This window comes from Microcystis sp. M165S2 (assembly GCF_020245885.1).
Lineage (GTDB): Bacteria > Cyanobacteriota > Cyanobacteriia > Cyanobacteriales > Microcystaceae > Microcystis.
This window is the reverse complement of the sequence record NZ_JADBTZ010000005.1, coordinates 1-20,384: the sequence shown is the minus strand read 5'-3', so window position 1 is coordinate 20,384 and position 20,384 is coordinate 1. Positions and strand designations below refer to the sequence as shown.

The window sequence follows — 20,384 nt, the reverse complement described above, 5'->3', positions numbered from 1 at the left end:
GAGAATAGAGAAGGTGTAAATTCAAGAGATATGGATAACCAAGCCCCGATTAAACTACCGAAAACCAGCGAATCCGACCACCTCAAGCGAATTCGTCACACCACCTCCCATGTTATGGCCATGGCGGTGCAGAAATTATTCCCGAAAGCCCAAGTTACTATCGGGCCTTGGACTGAAACTGGATTTTACTACGATTTTGATGTGCCGGAACCTTTTACCGATAAGGATCTCAAGGACATCAAAAAAGAGATGGTCAAAATTATCAATAAAAAACTGCCGGTGATGCGCGAGGAAGTTTCTCGGGAAGAGGCGGAAAAGCGCATTAAAGCGATTAATGAAGCCTATAAGCTGGAAATTCTGGCGGGAATTCAAGAACCCATCACCCTTTATCATCTTGGTGACGCTTGGTGGGATTTGTGCGCCGGTCCGCACCTAAGCAATACAAGTGAACTAGACCCGAAAGCGATCGAATTAGAGACGGTAGCGGGTGCTTATTGGCGTGGGGATGAGAATAAAGCCCAATTACAGCGCATTTACGGCACAGCATGGGAAAATCCCCAACAATTAGCCGAATACAAGCGCCGCAAACAAGAAGCCCTCAAACGCGACCATCGGAAATTAGGCAAAGAATTAGGTTTATTTATTTTCTCTGATTCTGTCGGGCCGGGGTTGCCTTTATGGACACCCAAAGGAACTTTAATTCGTTCTTTGTTAGAAGATTTTCTCAAAAAAGAACAGTTAAAACGCGGTTATTTACCCGTAGTTACTCCCCATATTGCTCGCGTCGATTTGTTTAAAATTTCCGGTCACTGGCAAAAGTACAAAGAAGATATGTTTCCCATGATGGCAGACGATGAGGAATCTGCTAGTAAGGAAATAGGATTTGTGCTCAAACCGATGAACTGTCCTTTTCATATTCAAATCTATAAAAGTGATTTGAGATCCTATCGGGAATTGCCGATGCGTTTGGCAGAATTCGGTACAGTTTATCGTTACGAACAATCGGGAGAATTGGGAGGATTGACTAGAGTTCGCGGTTTTACCGTGGATGATTCCCATTTGTTTGTCACTCCCGAACAATTAGACAAGGAATTTTTAAGCGTTGTTGATTTAATTTTGACGGTGTTTAAGAGTTTACAATTAAAGAATTTTAAGGCGCGATTGAGTTTTCGTGACCCCGAATCGGATAAGTATATCGGTTCCGATGAAGCTTGGGAAAAGGCAGAATCAGCGATTAGAAAAGCGGTGCAAACTTTGGGGATGGATTATTTTGAAGCCCCCGGAGAAGCGGCTTTTTATGGTCCAAAATTAGACTTTATTTTCCAAGATGCCCTCGAAAGAGAATGGCAGTTAGGAACAGTACAGGTAGATTATAATTTACCCGAACGTTTTGAACTAGAATACGTTGCCGAAGATGGTAATCGTAAACGTCCGGTGATGATTCATCGCGCCCCTTTTGGTTCTTTGGAACGTTTAATCGGTATTTTAATCGAAGAATACGCGGGAGATTTTCCTCTTTGGTTAGCCCCTGTCCAGATACGATTATTACCGGTTAGTGATAGTCAATTGGATTACGCTAAAGAGGTGACAGCGAAAATGCAGTTGTTAGGAATTCGCGCCGAAACCGATACCAGTGGCGAACGTTTGGGTAAAATGATTCGCAATGCTGAAACCGAAAAAATCCCCGTGATGGCAGTGGTGGGGGCCAAAGAAATGGAAACTAATAGTTTAAGTATTCGCACCCGTGCCACGGGCGATTTAGGAGTAATTAGCGTCGAGGAAGTGGTGGCAAAATTAGAAAATGCCATCCAAAATCACGGTAATTTTTAAGCGTTTGCTCATCTAATTGTATGGGGCAGAAAATATTTCTGTCCCAGCATTTTTGATAACCTGAGGAGATTTTTCCTGATTATCCTTTAGGTATCATCATCTTTTTGAAAGGGATTTTCCCCAATGCCTAGGCCTTTTTTGCTCTGTTTTAAGTCTTTCCAGAGGGCTTTAATTTTTTCGTAGGCTTCTAGAGAACTGATTTTGCCCCCCGTTTCCAGATTACAAATAAAACTGATCTTTTGGGCAAATTCCTGTAAATTAGCGTTAAATAGCAAGTTTTCTGGCTTAAATTCTCCATAGTAGGGGGCGCGAGGATAAAGAAAATTCTCCTTGCGGCGATCGGGGAGATTCGGGTTATCATCGTTAGGAGGATTCTGACTCATAGGGCGAAGGCGGGTAATTTTGCGGAATTTCTTTAGATTTTTCGGTAATGGTAATGGGAGATAATATCAGTTGTTGGCTATCATTGAGGATTTAAGTAGAAACTTGGCTGATTCGCCAAAAATTGACCACTTAAATCGTGACACTTTTTGGTTATATGTTAAGATTCGGTCGCAAAATGTTGACAGTTATCTTTAAGCAGCAATTATACATTATTTTTTTCAACGATCATCTACCCAATGATATATATTTTTTGTCTAGGTTGATCGCCAAAATTTGCTGCTGTCGCTATCTGATTAACCATCGATTTTCGTTTATCAATTGCCGAGGATGATAACTATGGAAAAACTCTATGAAGGTAAGGCCAAAATTCTCTATCAAACCGATGATCCCGATATTCTCCTCACTTATTACAAAGATGATGCCACCGCTTTTAATGCCCAAAAACGCGGGCAAATTGTCGGTAAAGGAGAAATTAACTGTACTATCTCCACTGCCCTATTTCAATGGTTAGAATCCCTAGGAATACCTACCCATTATATCGATCGCCCTAGTTCTAGGGAAATGCGCGTCAAGGCGATTAAAATCATTCCCTTGGAAGTAGTAGTCAGAAATATCGCCGCCGGGAGTTTGTGCAAGCAAACGGGATTAGAGGAGGGGAAAGTTTTACCTTTTCCTCTTGTAGAATTTTACCTCAAGGATGATGCTTTGGGGGATCCTCTGTTAACACCCGATCGCATAAAAGTGATCGATATTGCCAGGGAGGATCAAGTCAATCAGTTACGAGATTTAGCCCTGCGAATTAATCAATATCTGCAAGAATTTTTCGATAAGTGCCAGATTATTCTCGTCGATTTCAAGTTAGAATTTGGAGTTGATAAAACGGGCAAAATTTATCTAGGTGATGAAATTAGCCCCGATACCTGTCGTCTCTGGGATAAAACCCAAGAGGATGCCCAAGCGCGCATTCTCGATAAGGATCGTTTTCGTCGCGATTTAGGAGATGTGGAAACTGCCTATCAACAAGTACAAACAAGAGTTTTACAACAGATAGAGAGTTTATAAATTTAGGGTGCTATGTCGAGAAGAATTATCGGGTTGACAGGGGGAATAGCTTCTGGTAAATCCACGGTTTCTAATTATTTAGAAAATATCTACAAAATTCCCGTCCTTGATGCGGATATTTATGCCCGGGAAGCAGTGGAAAAAGGTTCGGCAATTTTAGAGAGAATTTTTCAGCGTTATGGCAGAAAAGTTAAAACTGAGGATAATTCCCTTAATCGCCAACAGTTAGGAGAGATTATTTTTAATAATCCCGAGGAAAAAATCTGGTTAGAAAGTCAGATTCATCCCTACGTTAGAGAATGTTTTAACCAGAATTTAGCCCTGTTGGATAATCCTGTAGTTGTTTTTTCTATCCCTTTATTATTGGAAGCCAAACTAACCCATTTAGTCACAGAGATTTGGGTGGTTTTCTGCGGTTTCGAGCAACAAATTCAACGCTTAACGACTAGAAATAACTTAAGCAAAGAACAAGCGATCGCTCGGATTAATAATCAAATGTCTTTAGCTGAAAAAATTGCCTTAGCTGATATTGTTTTGGACAATTCCGGGGATTTAGAAGCTTTATATACCCAGATCGATCGAGCTATACAATAGGAATTGAGCTTAAAACAACCAGGCAAATTTTCCCACCCCGAATTTTACATAGAGAATAATTGCCAAAACCAATAAAAATAGAAAGCCAATAATTAATAAATAGTCTTTATTGGTTAAGATTGATTCCTGTAAAAATGTGCGATCAGGATCACCAGAGAAAGCTTTAGCTTGTAGAACTACCTCTAATTTTTGCGATTTAGCCATAGCGTTTAAAATTAAAGGTACAGCGATAGAAGCGTAAATTTTTCCTTTTTGCAGCCAACCCATTTTTTCTATTGCTAATCCTCGTAATCTTTGAGCAGAAATAATCGATCGAGATTCTTCTACTAGGAGAGGAAATAAGCGCAGGGTAGAGGAAAAAATAAAGACTATTTTGTAAGGAATTCTGGCTTTAGTTAAACTCACCATCATCTGATTTATATCGGTGGTAAAAATAGCGAGGGGAATAATTAAAACCATGGTGAGAGTTTTAAAGATTACATTTAAACCGTAGAGGGTTCCCTCCACAGTCATTTTGGCAGAACCGACAGTTAATAAGGGAGTTAATTCAGTTTTTCCCGTTAAAGCTTTTACCTGTTCCACATTAAAAAATCCCATGGTAATTAATAAGAATAGATAAAAAGGAGCCATGAATTTTAAAATGTTGAGGATATAGGACCATTTTACTCCGGCCCAGAGACAAGCTAAAGCGACAATAAGAGTTAGTAAACCACCAGCGAGCGGACTTTCCCAAGTAAAAGCGATGAGAGTAACCACGATCATCATGGTTAATTTTGTCCGAAAATCTAAGCGAGTAAAAGGAGAATCTCGATCGACGGTTTGCCAGTTAAATGATTGCATAATCAAGAAAAAAGTTAGTAAGGGAATGAGTTAATTACCCATCCCCATCAATTCCCTAGGAAGGGTTAGCAATTCTGCTCATTTGCTCTTGAATTTCAGGGTTATAAATCTGGAGATAATTCCAATAATTACCAAACACCGATTCTATATAACCCTTAGTTTCTCTAAAGGGAATATTCTCGACAAATTCATCGGGATCGCTAAAATCAAAACGCTGTCTCCACTTGGAAACTGCCCCGGGTCCTGCGTTATAACTAGCCACGGCAAAAAGTGAATTTCCTGCGAATTTGCCATGGGTATAATCCAGATACCATGTTCCCATCATAATGTTATCTTCGGGATTAGTTAAAGAATAACTTTTATTGCCAGTATTACCTGCGATATATTTACCCGTATCGGGCATAATTTGCATTAATCCCACTGCCCCCACAGGAGAACGAATTTCTTTTTCAAAGCGGGATTCTTGCCGGATTAAAGCTGTCACTAGCAGGGGATTTAATTGTCTATCTTTTGACCATTGCAGGATGGTATCGTAGTAGGGGAAAGGGAATAAAGCGTGCCAGTATTTATCATTTTGTCGCAGCAGTTTCCAGGCTTTCTTTTCCTCCGGGGTATCTCTTTCTCGCAAGCGCCAAATCAGGTTAATTCCTTCTAAATTTTGATTGCGAGAGAGTTTATAGACACCGAGGTTAAATTGTTCGTCAACGGTTAAATTCCAAGGATCGACAATTTCTGCTTGCCAGAGATTCCAAGCGTCCGTATCTTCACCAATTCGATATAATTCCTTGAAAGCTTCCGAACCAGCGGGGGGAGCGTTACGGGTGGCGGGTTTGACGGTGGTAGGGTTATAGGAGCGGACAGTGGTAAAATCCCCCACGTCCCAACCTAATAAAACCGCCGAGCGCCAAGCATAATAGGAATGGGGATGACGAGAAATAGTGTAGGTAAAAGCTTGTTTTGCTTCTTGGTTTTTGCCGAGTTTTTGCGCCCATTTTCCCACCCAAAAGGCCGCTTTCGGGGCAATTTGACTATCGGGATTATTAACCGCAATTGGCTGCGCCCACTGCCACGCCTTGGCGTAATCACCGGATTTAGCGGCTCTTTGGGCCATTAACCAGCGATAATCGGCGGCTTCGTCGGATTTTGGGTATTTATTTAATAGAGTCTGCCATGTTTGACTAGCGGCCTGGGCATTAGTTGAGTCCAGTAATTTGGCTTTCGCTTCCAAAGCTTCCGGGGCGCGATCGGGAAATTGCTTGACAATGCGATCGAGATATGCTATGGCATCGCGGTTAGGAGAAATTTGGGCGAGTCGCAGTAATCCTAAACCGGTTTCTGAGGCTTGGGGATAGGTTTTAATTAATTTTTGGTAAGCGGTGCGAGCTTCTGGCAGTTTTTTGGCAATTTGTAGCCCGCGGGCGTAACGATAGGCTTGTTCGGGGCTAGGAGTGGCTTTAGCGTAGGCTTTATAGGCCTTTTCGTACAATCCCGACTGCCAATAACCGGCCCCAATAATTGCCCAATCCGCCGGAGTTAACTGATTGGCGTAGTCTTTCACCAAACGATCGCGGGCCTGATTGAGGGTAGGATCAAAAGGATTAGCCTTGGCTAACTGCAACCATAAGGGAAATTGATCGGGATTTTCTTGAAGACGTTGGCGAATTAAAGCCAAAGTGAGGGGGTGTCGGGGGTATTCCTTAAGCAATTTCTCACGATAACTGGGGTCGTATTTGCCCAAAGAGTAGTAAGCTTCCGCCACTACGGGCGATTGGGGATAGGTTGCCAGTAATTTTTGCCAAATTTCTCGCGCTTTTTCACTATCGTTGCTTAATTCGTGGGCGCGTCCCTGTTTGAGGAGAATCTGGGGAGCGAGGACAGGATATTGTTTTTCTAAGCCTTCTAATTGTTTTAAAGCCGGACCCCCTTCATATTTTCTCAATAAATCCATGGCCAGGAGATAGCGGGCGCGACTACGATCTAAAGAGGGCGCGTTGGCATCAGCCACATCTTTTAACTTGACATCTCGCTCGGTTTGTGGTAAGGAAACGCTATCAACCACGGCAGAGGGTTGGTTAGCATCTTGGCTAGGAAGCGAAGCACTATTGCGATCGAGCCAAGCAAGAATTTTCGGGTGAAAGAGAAAGAGACTGGTGAGAGTAAAAAGCGCAACCCCAGAACCTAGTCCAAGAATGAGCGGGGTGTGAGGGGGGAATTTCTTAAACATTACCTTATTCAAGACAGTAACTCAACATACATTATCAGTGATCGTGGCGACAGGTTGTTTGTTTCAATCAGGTTGGGGGGTTGTTCAGTTATCAGTAAGCAGTAATCAGTGAACTGAAAACTCCCATCTGATAACTGGTAACTGATCACTGATCACTGAGATATGGTACGCTAAACAGGATTTAAGTATTATTAATGATTGCTATGAAACAAGGCGGCGTGACGGTTTGGTTAACGGGATTGAGTGGTGCGGGGAAAAGCACGATTACCGAGGCATTACAGGCAAAATTAATCGCTGAAGGTTATTCCATTGAAGTTCTCGATGGCGATATAGTACGTACGAATCTTACCAAGGGTTTAGGATTTAGTAAAGAGGATCGCGATGAAAATATCCGTCGCATTGGTTTTGTGTCTAATTTGCTCACCCGTCACGGTGTGATTGTCCTAGTTTCGGCTATTTCTCCCTATCGTGAGATTCGCGAGGAAGTACGGGGAAAAATCGGCAGTTTTGTCGAAGTTTTCGTGAATGCTCCCTTAAACGTCTGTGAGGCGCGCGATGTGAAAGGATTATATAAAAGAGCGCGTGCTGGCGAAATCAAGTCTTTTACGGGAATTGATGATCCCTATGAACCACCTTTTAACCCAGAAGTGGAATGCCGCACCGATTTAGAGACTTTAGAGGAAAGTGTCGCCAAAGTCTGGAACAAATTGACGGAATTAGGCTACATTCATCAAGCTGTGGCGGTTTAATCGCAGCATAACTTTGTATTATTGGAAAATATCGTAGGGACGTGGACTACAAACGTCTCTACCCCCCGATTAACCCCTTAAGTCCATAAATTATTTTGAAATCTCGCTCTAGTTATTGGAATCTTATTCCCTATCTCCGTCCCCAAACCCAAACAATTATTTTGGCGTTTATCTGTACGATCGGATTTACGGTATTTTGGCCGATTTTAGCTTGGTTAGCCGGACAAATGGCCAGATATATCGGCGAGGGAAATGTGCAAGCATTGGCGACACTTTCGGGGGTGGGGGCAGTGGTTTTTTTACTGCGGGGAATGTCTCAGTATGGGCAAGATTCCCTGATGGCAAAAGCTTCTTTAAAAATTGCCCTAGAATTGAGAAAAAAAGTTTATGCACACCTGCAAACCCTCGGCTTAAATTACTTTGAAACGGCAAAAACTGGTGATTTATCCTATCGTTTAACGGAAGATATTGATCGCATTGGGGAAGTAATTAACAAATTTTTCCATGATTTTATTCCCTCAGCTTTGCAGTTAATTGTCGTCTTTGCCTATATGTTTATTGTTAACTGGCAATTGACGATCGCCGTCATTATTATCGCTCCTTTGTTAGGGGTTTTGGTGGGATTTTTTGGCGAAAAATTATTACAATACGCTCGTCGCGCCCAAGCGAAAATATCTAATATTTCTGCGTTATTAACCGAAGTTTTTAGCGGTATTCGTGTGGTGCAAGCTTTCGCTGCTGAAGATTATCAAACCGAGCTTTTTGCCCAAGAAGCGGAGGAAAATCGCCGCGCTCAATACCTATCAGAATCCACCAAAGCTTTACAATACGTCGTGGTGGGATTCTTACAAGCTCTCGGTGTCATCTTTTTATTCTTTCTCGCTGGTTGGCAAATTTCCCAAAAGAATTTAACTGGAATTGACTTTGTTAGTTATGTGGCAGCGGTGGCAATGTTAATCGATCCCATCGCCCATATTACCAGTAATTATAATCAATTTAAACAGGGTCAAGCCTCCATGGATCGGATTTTTGAATTGTTAGCTATTTTGCCAACAATTACCGAAAAACCGAATGCGATCAATCTGCAACCCCACAGCAAAGAAGTTGAATATTGTCAAGTAAATTTTTCTTACAATGAGGACAGACAGGTTTTAAAAAATATTAATTTTACTGCACACGCTGGGGAAATGATTGCTTTAGTGGGAGCATCGGGAGCGGGAAAAACCACTTTAGTTAATCTTTTATTGCGTTTTTATGACCCCACTTCCGGCAAGATTTTAATCGATGGGGTGGATATTCGTGATGTGACTTTAAAAAGTCTCCGGCGACAAATTGGCGTAGTTTTACAGGAAAATATTCTCTTTTCTGGCACTATAGCCCAAAATATCGCTTTTGGCCAGGGAGATTTTAATCTGCAAGAGGTGGAAAAAGCGGCAAAAATTGCCAACGCTCATCAATTTATCGGTGAACTTTCCCAGGGTTACTATACCTATGTGGGAGAAAGGGGTGTTAATTTATCGGGTGGACAAAGACAAAGAATCGCCATCGCGCGAGCAGTTTTATCTAATCCGAGAATTTTAATCTTAGATGAAGCGACTTCCGCGCTCGATTCGGAATCGGAAGCTTTAGTGCAGGAAGCTTTAGAAAGAATTATGACTGAGCGCACGGTATTTGTTATTGCTCACCGATTAGCAACTGTCAGAAAAGCTAACCGTATTTTAGTCTTAGAAAAGGGTGAAATTATCGAGGTGGGTAATCACGAGGAGTTATTAAATCTTAATGGTCGTTACGCTCAATTTCATGCTAGACAATTTCAAGATTAGTCTATGATCAACCTCGGGGAATTCCTCGCAAGGCTAAAACATCATCAAGGGTGGAACAATAGTTTTTTAAACCAAAATCAGCAGGAGTATAGGTTTTAAAGTGGGTGAAGTGACGATAATTCATCGCAAAACGATCCCATGGTTCCATCTGCAAGTTAAAAACTTTGATAAAAAAGTTAGCAATGGTTAAAGATAAAGAAATGCGAAAATAGATTTTTTTGTTTAAATAAGTACAGATTTCCTCCACTGCTTGGTTAGCTGTTGTGCGTTGATTGCCTAGGACAATTTTGCTTTCTGGTGCGGGATTTTCGATTAAATAATTCACCACTTGAGCTATATCTTTGGCATGGATAAAATGAAAACTGCCATCAGCTTGAAACCAACGCACTAAACCGATATATTTCAACACATCCGGTAAACCGCCATAGATATGAGAATAGGGTTTATTTTCGTCACCACCTAAGACAAAAGTGGGGTATAAAGTGATAATTTTATCGGCAATTTCTAGGTCAGCAAATTTACTATAACAAATATATTTAGTGCGGATATAATTAGTTCCTATTTCCCCAGCTTCGGGCAAAGGTTGATTATTTTGATTGAGAATGCTGGCAGTAGAAAAGTAGAGGACTTTATCGCAGATTTGAGCATCTAAATAACTAATTAATTCCAGGGTTTTTACCACATTAATCTGATAACTTTCCTCCTCTCCTCCCCAACTGGTAGCGATTAAAATCGCCCTATTCATTGTTTTTAAAAGATCAGCATATACCCCAATATTTTGCATATCGCCTAAAAGTATATGAACATTTGATCGCCCTTGGTAAGTAAATTTTAACTTCTCTGGATTACGCAATAAAAAATATAATTCATAGTCGGGATTTTCCAGTAAAATCTCGGCGATATAATGCCCAATACAGCCACTCACACCCGTTAGAAATATTTTTTTCATTATTTTAATTGATCCAGCAGAATTTAGGGGACAGTTTGAAAGTAAAAAGTCAAAAAGGGTGTTGTGTGTTGGGGTTTTAGGGTTTTAGGGTTTTGGGGTTTTAAGTAGTCGTGCAAAATAAATTTCTTAGTGAAGAAAGGCAAAAGGCAAGAGACAAGAGGCAAGGAGGGGGTTAGATATGTGTAATTAATTTTGCTTAGGTACTTAGGGTTTTAGGGTTTTAGGGTTTTAGTTGAATTCCCCCATTTCCCCATTTCCCCATTTTCCCATTCCCCCATTTCCCAATTTCCCAATTTCCCCATTACCTGTTCCCTGAGTAACTTTATTGATAACTAAATCCTTTAGCGGTTTCAAAGAAGAAACGCACGTTATCTTCAGGAGTTCCCACCAAAACACCATGACCTAAATTAAGAATATGACCTTGATTACCTGCTTTACGAATAGTATCAATAATCCGCTCGCGAATAAAAGACTGGGAACCGAATAAAACCCCCGGATCGATATTACCTTGAACCATCATCGATTTACCTAAACGCTGTCTCGCTTCCGCCAGATCCACGGTCCAATCGACGCTAATAATATCAACCCCCGATTTAGCCATTCTTTCCAAAACGCCAGCGCTGCCACTAATGTAGAGAATTAACGGTGTATCGGGATGGGTTTCTTTCACCAAACGAACTACTTTTTGTTGATAGGGTAAGGCAAAAACATCGTAATCTTGGGGAGTTAATTGACCCGCCCAAGAATCGAACATTTGTACCACTTGCGCCCCACAATCAATTTGATAACGGACATAGGTGGCGATCATATCCGCTAATTTATCTAAAAATTGGTGTAGTACCGAAGGTTCCGAAAAAGCCATCCCTTTAATCACAGAATAACTTTTAGAACCTTTCCCTTCCACTGCATAGGCTGCTAAAGTCCAAGGCGCTCCGACAAAACCGAGGACAGTGGATTTGTTTCCCACCTCTTGACGTAGGGTTTTTAAAATCGTTTTGATAAAAGGTAAAGACTGATCGGGATCGAGGGGATTAAGTTGGTCCACCTGCGCTTGAGTACGAATGGGAGAATCGATAATCGGCCCCTTACTTTCGATAATATCAAAGGGAATACCGATTCCCGCTAGGGGAGTGAGAATATCGGAGAACATGATCACCCCATCCGGTTGAAAAGCACGCCAAGGTTGCAGGGAGATTTCGATCGCTAGATCTGCATTTTCCGATCTTTCCCGAAAACTGGGGTATTTATCCCGCAATTCTCGATAAATCTGCATATAACGTCCTGCTTGTCTCATCATCCACACGGGAGGACGGGGTAAGATTTCTCCTTTGGCAGCGCGTAATAAATAAGGTATTTCAGGGGAGTCAGTCATATCACGATGATTATTCTATTGCCTTTTCTACGGTATCATCCCCCGTACAGCTAATTTTTCTAGTTTTTCCTAAAGAATTGTTAACGAAAGTTATCCCCCCACCCTGGGATGAACTCGACGCAATCGTAAAGCATTCATCACCACGGAAAGGGAACTTAAAGCCATGGCAGCACCGGCAATAATCGGATTGAGCAGAAAAGGATAGAGGACTCCGGCAGCGATGGGAATGGCAATCAGGTTATAAATAAAAGCAAAAAAGAGATTTTCTTTGATATTTGCCATTGTTGCCCGACTTAACTCAATAGCAGTCACAATTCCCTGTAAATCTCCCGAAATTAAGGTTATATCACTAGCGGCGATCGCTACATCGGTCCCCGTGCCAATGGCAATACCTAAGTCCGCTTGCGCCAATGCGATCGCATCATTGATGCCATCTCCAACCATGGCGACAATTTTCCCTTTTTTCTGCAAATATTCGATTTTTTCGGCTTTTTGTTGGGGACGGAGTGCGGCAAAAAAGCGCCGGATACCCAACTCGCTGGCGATCGCTTCTGCGGTTTCGAGGTTGTCCCCCGTCATCATCATCACCTCTAAGCCCATTTTTTTGAGCTTGGCGACCACTGAAGAAGAAAAAGGTTTTAAAACGTCGGAAATGGCGAGCAACCCCTCTAAATGCCCGTTAACCGCTATCCAAACCACGGTTTTTTTCTGCCATTCCCAATCGTGGGCGACTTTTTTAAGAACTTTTGTTTCAATCCCTTGACTTTCTAACCATTGTTGTGTAGCGATTTGCACTAAATCCGACCCGACTTTTCCCTGCACCCCTGACCCAGTTATTGAGTCAAATTCGCTTACTTCTAGGGTTTTAATCTGGTTTAACTGCCCATATTTAACTATTGCTTCTCCTAACGGGTGTTCAGAATGATTCTCCACCGATACGACTAACTGCAGCAGCGATAATTCCCGTCCATCCCCCACCCCTTCGCGAGTCAAGAAGTCCGTCACCGTTGGTTTACCCTGGGTGAGAGTTCCCGTTTTATCGAGAACAATAGTAGTAATGCCATGAGCTAATTCTAAACTTTCGGCATTTTTAATTAAAATTCCCTGTTTTGCTCCCTGTCCTGTTCCCACCATAATCGAGGTGGGTGTAGCTAATCCTAGGGCACAGGGACAAGCGATAATTAAGACTTCCACCATTGTAATCAAAGCGAGGGTGAGATTACCCGTGCGGAGAATCCAAAACAAGAAAGTTATTACCGCAATAATCATCACCACCGGCACAAAATAAGCGGTCACTCGATCGGCTAATCTTTGTATAGGTGCTTTTGATGCTTGCGCGGTTTGCACTAATCGGACAATCTGAGCTAAAACCGTATCTTTTCCCACTCGTAACGCTTGCATTTGTAGGCTACCGGTTTTATTAATTGTCGCTCCGATTACCTGTTGATTGACGGTTTTTCGCACGGGTAAACTTTCCCCCGTCACCATCGATTCATCAATGCTAGAACTGCCTTGGATAATTATGCCATCGACGGGAATTTTTTCCCCCGGACGCACTAAAATTATATCTCCTACTTTAACCTCTTCGATCGGTAGATCTAGCGTCTGTTCTTCCCTAATCACCCTAGCAGTTTTTGCCTGTAATCTCATTAATTGTTTAATAGCGGCGGCCGTTTCTTTTCTGGCACGTTTTTCGAGGAAACGACCGAGTAAAATCAGAGTAATGACGATAGCTGATGCTTCGTAATAGACATGGGAATCAAACCCCTGTTTTTCGATAAAATCGCTCCCGAAGGTTGAAAACAAGGAATAAAAATAGGCGGCACTGGTTCCCAAAACTACTAAAGTGTCCATGGTGGCAGTGCGATTTTTAAAGGCTTTCCAAGCATTTTTATAAAAACTTTGACCGCACCAAAATTGGACGGGAGTAGCGAGAATTAATTGTAATAAGGGAGCGTGTAACCAGTGGGGAATAAAAGATAGAGATAAACCCGTCATCATCGGCAAAGAACCGATAAAAAGTATAATACTAATAACAATAGCGATCGATAGTTTGGTGAGAAGTTCTTTTTCTGGCCTGGATTCGAGATTAATTTCCGTTATCGGTGTAGCTTGGAAACCGGCATCCCTAACTTTTGCTTGAATAGTGTTAAGATCGGTACGCTTGGGATCATAGTCCACATCCACCTGTTCCATGCCAAAATTAACTTGACATCGAATCACTCCGGGGATAGATTTAATTATCCGTTCGATCGAATCAGCACAACCAGCGCAACTCATCCCGGCGAGTTTGAGAGTTTGATGGGTCATAATTTTAATAGCAGCGAAAGTCAGCAACAAAATCCCCTGCAGCAGAGTTATATCTTTAGGATAAAATATTACCCCAGCTGCAGGGTCAAGAATTCTTTGTTAATTTTTCTGAATAGATATGAAGAAATGTCAAAAAGAGTGCTTATATTTTCCTAACACACCCTTAATTTTTGTGGACAAATTTCAATTAACCCCACTCTGTTGTGTATCTTGACCCTGCAAAGCATCGGCAGCGGAAACACCATCACCCTGAAAACCAAAATACCATAAAGCAGCGGCAGCTTCAGCGCGAGTTACTGGTCTTTTTGGCTGAAATAGGGTAGTAAAACCAAAAACTCGCCGAATATTAGCTTGTTCAGCATTTTGAAAATCGGCATAAAGAGCGCGCACCAGCTGCGGGTTAATTTTATTAGTATCCTGAAAACCCCAAGTATTTTTAATCGTATCAAGATTGGCGCTCGGTAAAGCTTTTCTGATATCTAATGGCACTTTCCACGCGATTAAATCTTCCCGGGTTAAAGGAGCATTGGGACGGAATAAAAGGGTGCTACTATCTCCCGTTAAAGGAGAAGGAATTAACCCCGCTTCCGCTAATCCTTGAATATAAATATAATCGGAATCGTTATTTTTCACATCACTAAAAGCGGGGGAACTATTGGGAGTAGCTAAACGGATTTGTTTACCCGCTACATTGGCATAAATGGCATTATTAGCCTGTAACAACCAGCGGGCAAATTCTCGGCGCTTTATTGTATCATTAGGGTTAAACTGATTGTTATTGCCTGTTAATACTCCTAATCTAGCTAAGTCTTGAATGTGGCTCTTTAAGGGATTAGGTAAGGATTCGAGATCGTTAAAACTGGTGGGATTAAGATTGGGTAAGGGGGAAGAAATAGGGGAGGGACTAGGGGAGGGACTAGGGGACACAATTGGGGTTCCTATTGGACGATAATCGAGGCTATATTGGGTATTGGGAGAAGTGGCAGTTATGGTGATAGTTAATTCTAAATTATCTCGACGGGCCGTTAGGGTACTATTGACTCCTTCCCCAGAAAAGGGAGTGATAATTTCCCAATTATTATTAACTAATTCCTGTTGATAAAAAGCCTCGATCGCATTGCTGGGATCGTTGGATTGCCAACGGGTTTGTCCACCAGTATTATCAGGATTTGTCTGCACGGATAATAATTCTGATTGACTATATCGAGGAATTTCTGCGGGAAAATTTGCGGGTAATTGCTTGTTATTAGGAGAGTTTTCCGGTATGGGATTTGTTTGTAGATTAGGATCAGCAGCCAGACGATTTTCTAGGTCAGGATTGCCACTACAGGCTGCTAAAATGCCCAGCAGGGTGATAATTGTACTGTAGCGAATAAACTTACTCACGGTCTTTACCAATATTGTTTCCTTAGCTTTATCCTAGCTTATTTATTCGGGGTTTTGACTAGGGAAAATTTTGTGCCACCATTGACGTAATTTACCCAGTAGAAATCCTCCTAACCCTTTTGTGTATTTTTCAAATTTGTAGTAAAATAAAATGTCGATTATATCCTGTGTGGCAAGATACTTGAGATAGGATACTCCTTGATCGATACGCGCATCACTATATTCTAAATAAACTTTGCGACTGAGGCGATCGGATAAATTCCATTTTGGTTGAAAATATTCTTGCATCCGCTGTTGATAAGGGGTAAAACTACTCGATTTTCCCTGTAAATATTCTTCCATGTATTGACAAGCAATTTCGGCTCCTTTCATAGCGTGTCTAATTCCCTCCCCTCCTAAAGCATTGATAGTTGAAACTGCATCACCTATGGCGATAATATTTGGTTTTTTATAGTAAATATCTTGCAGTCCAGAGGAATATTCCACGATGGAACCGTGTTGCTCTACTAGCTCGTAATTATCTAACTTTATGTAGTCTTTGAGTATCTGGATAATATAACTTTTTAAAGACTTAACTTCAGAAATATAAGGATGTTCTCCCTCTAACCAAGCGGCTCCTATTTTTAATTGCTGATTATCCATAGGAAAAATCCAAGCATAACCTTTAGGACTCCATTTATGACCGAGAAAAAATACTAAATTATCTTGATATTTTTGATAAAATTGTTCTGGTACTGTAATTAAATATTCAATGCCCACTGCTTTTAAAAAATCAGGTTTTTCTCGTCTATGTTTATACATAACTGCTCTAGCGTATCCCGTGGCATCAACTAATAAACGAGTAGTAACTGTCTCGATTTCCTCTCCTTTTGATTTCAAGAAAACAGTTAGCTTATCCTCCATCTGTTGATATTTCAGATAACGACAGCCTAAACGAACTTCTCCCCCCCAACGCAGCACTTCTGTGGCTAAAAACTCTCGCAATTTGGCAAAATCAAAAACTACCCCTAAAGGTTGCGGTGATGACCAAAAATGATGTATGCTAGTGGAGATAATTTCGATATTTTTCCAAAACCTAGCCACTACGGTTTCGGGGAGATTGAATTGTTCTAAAATTTCTAGGGGAGAAGCGGCACTAGAAAAGTTATTATCTTGCCAACTAGAATGTTGTTCCACCAAAAGAACACGATAACCTTTTTCACTTAATAATCTACCACAGTGACCTCCCGCCGGTCCCCCCCCAATAATTACGACATCATAATCCATGATTTACTGCCTCGCCTAATCTTGCTAACTTGCTTCTATTTTACCCTAAATCGCCCTCTGTTAAACCCCAAACTTATGAAACTGTTGTGCATCTAAATTTGATACTCTTTTTGACCTGTTCCCTATTCCCTCATCGAAAGCCGACTAGCTTATGACATTTTTATTATTCTTAGTTACTTTCCTATCGCTAATAATTTGGTTATATTTAATCTTAGCCAGGGGACAATTTTGGCTATCTAACCAAAAAATTAATCCTGTCACTTCTCCTTTAACAAATTATCCAAAAGTCTCGGCAATTATCCCCGCACGAAACGAAGCCGACGTTTTACCTATCAGTTTAACTTCCCTCTTTAACCAAGATTATCAAGGAGAATTTTCGATTATTTTAATTGACGATCAAAGCAGTGATGGTACGGGGAAAGTTGCTCAAAAAATTGCTGATCAATCTCATAAATCTGACCAGATAACTATTATTTCTGGACAACCTTTAGAGATAGGATGGACGGGTAAATTATGGGCAATGAAACAGGGAATAACAGAGGCTACCGAGAAATTCGCTCCCGATTATTTTCTGTTCACCGATGCTGATATTGCCCACGCAGCAGATAATTTAACCCAATTAGTCACTAAAGCAGTACAAGAAAAACAAGCTTTAGTTTCCCTGATGGTGCTGCTAAACTGTGACAGTTTTTGGGAAAAATTCCTCATTCCTGCTTTTGTTTTTTTCTTCGAGAAACTCTATCCTTTTCCCCTAGTTAATAACCCTAATTCCCCGATAGCAGCCGCCGCTGGGGGCTGCATTTTAATTCGCCGAGATATCCTAGAAAAAATTGGCGGTATTGAGATTCTTAAACAAGCTTTAATTGATGATTGTTCTTTGGCGATCGCAGTTAAAAAATATCTACAAAATCACCCCGAAAATCCTGAGAAATCCATCTGGTTAGGATTAACAGAAAGCACCTATAGTCTCCGTCCCTATCCCGATTTAGCCAGCATTTGGAATATGGTAGCCCGCACCGCCTTTACACAACTTAATTACTCAACACTTTGGTTAATCGGGACAATTTTCGGGATGTTTTTAACCTATTTAGCCGCCCCCTTGGGCTTAATCTGGGGATTGGTCTTAAAACAAACATCAATTATGATAATTAGCACCATCACCTTATTACTAATAGCCCTTTCCTATAGCCCGACTTTAAGACTATATAAATTATCGCCCCTGCGGGCTTTAACTTTACCCCTAATTGCCCTCTTTTATAGTGTAATGACTGTCGATTCTGCCCTGCGTTATTGGCGCGGTCAAGGGGGAGGTTGGAAAGGGCGAGTTTATCCTAATTAGGGATTGCTGAATAATGGTAAAACCCTTTTAAAATAAGGCTTTTGACCTGTTAAAATTGGAACCTTTAAAAACCCGGCATTATCCTTTTAAAGTACAATAATTAGTAGTAGGGTGCGCTCTTTGATAGCGTAACGCATCAAATAAATTAATGATAGATAAGAACTCTTGCAAATTAATTATATGTTATAATAAACTTAAATTAATGATAGGTAGGGTGCGTTACGACGGATTGTTAGATTTAAGTTTAAGCAGAGATTATCGCCGTCTAACGCACCCTACATTTTACTTGCAACAAGGAAATAATTCCTAATTTAAGGAAGTCCAAGACAGTAAAACGCCCCCCAGTAACGATAATCCTGAAAAGGCACTGCGTCGGGAGCAAAATTGTCAAGCCACTTGATCAATTCGCTGATTTTTTGATAATTGGCCCCAGCAGCATCGGTGTTGGGGTCTTGGGCGCGGCGCAGTTGTTGCCAAGTCTGGAAAGCCTGCTGATAATCGACTGTCAAACGGTCCCGCCAGTCTTTTTGGCAAGTCTCCCGCAACGCTTGGCGAGCCTGATGTAGAGCCGTTAAGCGTTCCTCTCCGGCCCGCCGTGCGCGATGGTACTCCCGCGAAAATAGCGTTGTGGCTAGGTCAGCCACCGCCCAATGACTACTGATCACACTTCGAGCGCCCCCCAGCAGAAAGCCTGTACCTAAACTGAGGGGTTCGTCCAGTAATTCCCGTCGCAGGTTTCCTTCCTCATCTCGGAAACTGGCAAAACTGAGACCAGTTTCACAACAGGAGAGAAACACTTCCGACAATTCCGGAAAGCGCCACGAGGGACTAATTAAATCCCGCAAGGTGACTTTTTGCTCCCCGTCTAGGACGAGGTGGGAGTTGAGAGGATCATCGGGGCGACTGGTGGCGTGGTGGCTGGAAAGTAGGGCTTGCACTTGTTTGAGCAGTTGCAGATAAGAGTCGGGGGTGACAGTGCGCCCCTGTAGCCGCCGTTGGCGAGGCACATTCCAGGTTTGGGCGACCCACTCACACTCTAGGGGAGTATAGGGCAAATCCTCTGTGGTGTTTTCCACAATCCCCAGGGTGTCGGGAGTGGGTTGCGATCGCTCTTGGCACAGTCCCAGAATTTTGGTACTGGGGACAAACTGAAGGCGAAAGCGATCGCCCAGTAGTTTGCCTTCGGCGGTGGGTAGAAGGTCGAAGGGAATTTGGTGCAGAAAGAGGTGGGGAATCAGGATTAAGTCAGTGATGCCCTGGAGGTGCTGTTGGATGAGGGTATCGAATTGCAGGCGGGTTGCCAATTCTTGCAGACGAGCGGCCATAGCTTGGTGCCACTCATCCCGACGCTGCTGGCGGGATTGGGCGGTCTCTGCTTGATTAATCGCAATGTAGGGGATAGTCCAGTTTTCGACCAGCCAGTTTTGCAGGTCGTTGGCGGACTCTGGGGGATTGGGAATAGTGTGGCAGTTGACCGATTCCCCGCCATCCCGGGAGGGGCGACGCAGGACAAAGATGTGGGTATGGGTGGCGGTGGTGTAGAAGCTGAGGAGGGCAGTCTGGGGAGAGGGGAGCAGCGCCATTAACTCATCAAGGCGAGGTTGGGGTTGGGGTTGCTGAAGTTGGGCGGTAATGGCATCAAAGCGGTAGAGAGCTTCCCAGGCTTGACGTTCAGCGGCTTCGGCGGCGAGGAGTTGTTCAGAGGCAAAGCTAGCGCGGGTGTTGCGGCTTAGTGCAGGGGTCAAAGATGGTTTATCGTCTTTGGACAGTTCAGGACGGTCTTGAGCGAGTTGGGATTTGCTGCGGCGGCTGTCCTGAAGTTGCTGATACCAGGCTTGTATTTCTGGGGGGATGCGCCCATCGGCGTAGAGGTCGCTGATGGCGATTAGGTCGGCAAGGCGTTTGGAGCGGGAACGTTCAACGGTTCGCAGCGCCAGGGAGAGGTCGCCTTGCTTAACGGCCGCTTGGATTAGGTTTTCTTGACATCCTCGCCGCCGTAAAACGGACGGCGATTCCTCACCACGCCACTTTTTTAGGGTGGTCGCTGAATGGGGTTGACGCTTCACCGAAAAACGCTTAATTGCTTAAGTCTGACACTTTCTCCACGTCCGTTTTCAGTGTCCGAATGCCCTCCGGCCACTTTGAACAAGTCGAAAAAATCTCATGTTCCACCTTATTTCCTAGAAAGTTTTACTCGTTCAAGGCCGAATTTGAAGTCTTTTCTGAACGAAACCCCCTACTATCTGTTGTCAAGGT

Annotated in this window: 15 protein-coding genes; 6 read left to right on the top strand and 9 right to left on the bottom strand. The window is 42.5% G+C overall.

Annotation, left to right across the window (positions count from 1 at the left end; genetic code table 11):
* The first annotated feature begins 30 nt into the window (after nt 1-30).
* Nucleotides 31-1,830, top strand: coding sequence for a threonine--tRNA ligase (thrS, locus tag IM479_RS00240; protein ID WP_287686921.1), 1,800 nt, complete (start codon nt 31-33; stop codon nt 1,828-1,830).
* An 86-nt stretch (nt 1,831-1,916) separates the two neighbouring features.
* Here the strand turns inward: thrS and IM479_RS00235 are convergent, their stop codons facing one another.
* Complete coding sequence (locus tag IM479_RS00235) at nt 1,917-2,213, bottom strand: DUF7219 family protein (protein ID WP_287686920.1); 297 nt, start codon at nt 2,211-2,213, stop codon at nt 1,917-1,919.
* Nucleotides 2,214-2,550: 337 nt separating this feature from the next.
* Between IM479_RS00235 and purC the strand changes: the two genes are divergently transcribed.
* Nucleotides 2,551-3,276, top strand: coding sequence for a phosphoribosylaminoimidazolesuccinocarboxamide synthase (purC, locus tag IM479_RS00230; protein ID WP_287077982.1), 726 nt, complete (start codon nt 2,551-2,553; stop codon nt 3,274-3,276).
* Nucleotides 3,277-3,288: 12 nt separating this feature from the next.
* Entirely contained in the window at nt 3,289-3,870 is a 582-nt protein-coding gene (gene coaE, locus IM479_RS00225) for a dephospho-CoA kinase (protein ID WP_287686918.1), read from the top strand.
* A 9-nt stretch (nt 3,871-3,879) separates the two neighbouring features.
* Here the strand turns inward: coaE and IM479_RS00220 are convergent, their stop codons facing one another.
* Nucleotides 3,880-4,710 (bottom strand): energy-coupling factor transporter transmembrane component T family protein, encoded by an 831-nt coding sequence (locus IM479_RS00220; protein ID WP_286824326.1) that lies wholly within the window; start codon nt 4,708-4,710, stop codon nt 3,880-3,882.
* A 55-nt stretch (nt 4,711-4,765) separates the two neighbouring features.
* A complete protein-coding gene (locus tag IM479_RS00215; protein ID WP_287686916.1) occupies nt 4,766-6,934 on the bottom strand; it encodes a lytic transglycosylase domain-containing protein in 2,169 nt (722 codons plus the stop codon).
* Nucleotides 6,935-7,137: 203 nt separating this feature from the next.
* Between IM479_RS00215 and cysC the strand changes: the two genes are divergently transcribed.
* Both cysC and IM479_RS00205 read left to right on the top strand, forming a co-directional pair.
* The gene (gene cysC, locus IM479_RS00210; protein ID WP_287077994.1) at nt 7,138-7,683 is read left to right on the top strand and encodes an adenylyl-sulfate kinase; all 546 of its coding nucleotides are present in this window, start codon (nt 7,138-7,140) and stop codon (nt 7,681-7,683) included.
* 95 nt (nt 7,684-7,778) lie between these two features.
* On the top strand, nt 7,779-9,506 hold the full coding sequence (locus IM479_RS00205; protein ID WP_286824328.1) for an ABC transporter ATP-binding protein: 1,728 nt from the start codon (nt 7,779-7,781) through the stop codon (nt 9,504-9,506).
* Between the two features lie 7 nt (nt 9,507-9,513).
* Here the strand turns inward: IM479_RS00205 and IM479_RS00200 are convergent, their stop codons facing one another.
* The 5 genes from IM479_RS00200 to IM479_RS00180 form a co-directional block, all read right to left on the bottom strand.
* Nucleotides 9,514-10,455, bottom strand: a complete 942-nt coding sequence (locus IM479_RS00200) for an NAD-dependent epimerase/dehydratase family protein (protein ID WP_287686914.1) — start codon at nt 10,453-10,455, stop codon at nt 9,514-9,516.
* A gap of 322 nt (nt 10,456-10,777) precedes the next feature.
* Nucleotides 10,778-11,827 carry a uroporphyrinogen decarboxylase gene (hemE, locus tag IM479_RS00195; RefSeq protein WP_287686912.1) on the bottom strand — a complete coding sequence of 350 codons (1,050 nt, stop codon included), beginning with the start codon at nt 11,825-11,827 and terminating at the stop codon, nt 10,778-10,780.
* A gap of 90 nt (nt 11,828-11,917) precedes the next feature.
* Nucleotides 11,918-14,137 (bottom strand): heavy metal translocating P-type ATPase, encoded by a 2,220-nt coding sequence (locus IM479_RS00190; protein ID WP_287686911.1) that lies wholly within the window; start codon nt 14,135-14,137, stop codon nt 11,918-11,920.
* A gap of 183 nt (nt 14,138-14,320) precedes the next feature.
* Nucleotides 14,321-15,535 carry an S-layer homology domain-containing protein gene (locus IM479_RS00185; protein ID WP_287686910.1) on the bottom strand — a complete coding sequence of 405 codons (1,215 nt, stop codon included), beginning with the start codon at nt 15,533-15,535 and terminating at the stop codon, nt 14,321-14,323.
* A gap of 30 nt (nt 15,536-15,565) precedes the next feature.
* Nucleotides 15,566-16,789: an NAD(P)/FAD-dependent oxidoreductase gene (locus tag IM479_RS00180; RefSeq protein ID WP_287686908.1), complete on the bottom strand. Its 1,224-nt coding sequence runs from the start codon at nt 16,787-16,789 to the stop codon at nt 15,566-15,568.
* A 151-nt stretch (nt 16,790-16,940) separates the two neighbouring features.
* Between IM479_RS00180 and IM479_RS00175 the strand changes: the two genes are divergently transcribed.
* Nucleotides 16,941-18,128 (top strand): glycosyltransferase, encoded by a 1,188-nt coding sequence (locus tag IM479_RS00175; RefSeq protein ID WP_287686906.1) that lies wholly within the window; start codon nt 16,941-16,943, stop codon nt 18,126-18,128.
* A gap of 311 nt (nt 18,129-18,439) precedes the next feature.
* Here IM479_RS00175 and IM479_RS00170 read toward each other — a convergent pair whose 3' ends face one another.
* The gene (locus IM479_RS00170) at nt 18,440-20,194 is read right to left on the bottom strand and encodes a CHAT domain-containing protein (RefSeq protein ID WP_287686904.1); all 1,755 of its coding nucleotides are present in this window, start codon (nt 20,192-20,194) and stop codon (nt 18,440-18,442) included.
* Nucleotides 20,195-20,384: the final 190 nt, after the last annotated feature.

Coding starts and splice junctions, on each gene's coding strand:
- IM479_RS00235 (WP_287686920.1), bottom strand. CDS start 2,213: ATGAGTCAGAATCCTCCTAACGATGATAACCCGAATCTCCCCGATCGC.
- purC (WP_287077982.1), top strand. CDS start 2,551: ATGGAAAAACTCTATGAAGGTAAGGCCAAAATTCTCTATCAAACCGAT.
- IM479_RS00220 (WP_286824326.1), bottom strand. CDS start 4,710: ATGCAATCATTTAACTGGCAAACCGTCGATCGAGATTCTCCTTTTACT.
- IM479_RS00215 (WP_287686916.1), bottom strand. CDS start 6,934: ATGTTTAAGAAATTCCCCCCTCACACCCCGCTCATTCTTGGACTAGGT.
- IM479_RS00175 (WP_287686906.1), top strand. CDS start 16,941: ATGACATTTTTATTATTCTTAGTTACTTTCCTATCGCTAATAATTTGG.
- coaE (WP_287686918.1), top strand. CDS start 3,289: ATGTCGAGAAGAATTATCGGGTTGACAGGGGGAATAGCTTCTGGTAAA.
- thrS (WP_287686921.1), top strand. CDS start 31: ATGGATAACCAAGCCCCGATTAAACTACCGAAAACCAGCGAATCCGAC.
- IM479_RS00200 (WP_287686914.1), bottom strand. CDS start 10,455: ATGAAAAAAATATTTCTAACGGGTGTGAGTGGCTGTATTGGGCATTAT.
- IM479_RS00190 (WP_287686911.1), bottom strand. CDS start 14,137: ATGACCCATCAAACTCTCAAACTCGCCGGGATGAGTTGCGCTGGTTGT.
- IM479_RS00180 (WP_287686908.1), bottom strand. CDS start 16,789: ATGGATTATGATGTCGTAATTATTGGGGGGGGACCGGCGGGAGGTCAC.
- cysC (WP_287077994.1), top strand. CDS start 7,138: ATGAAACAAGGCGGCGTGACGGTTTGGTTAACGGGATTGAGTGGTGCG.
- hemE (WP_287686912.1), bottom strand. CDS start 11,827: ATGACTGACTCCCCTGAAATACCTTATTTATTACGCGCTGCCAAAGGA.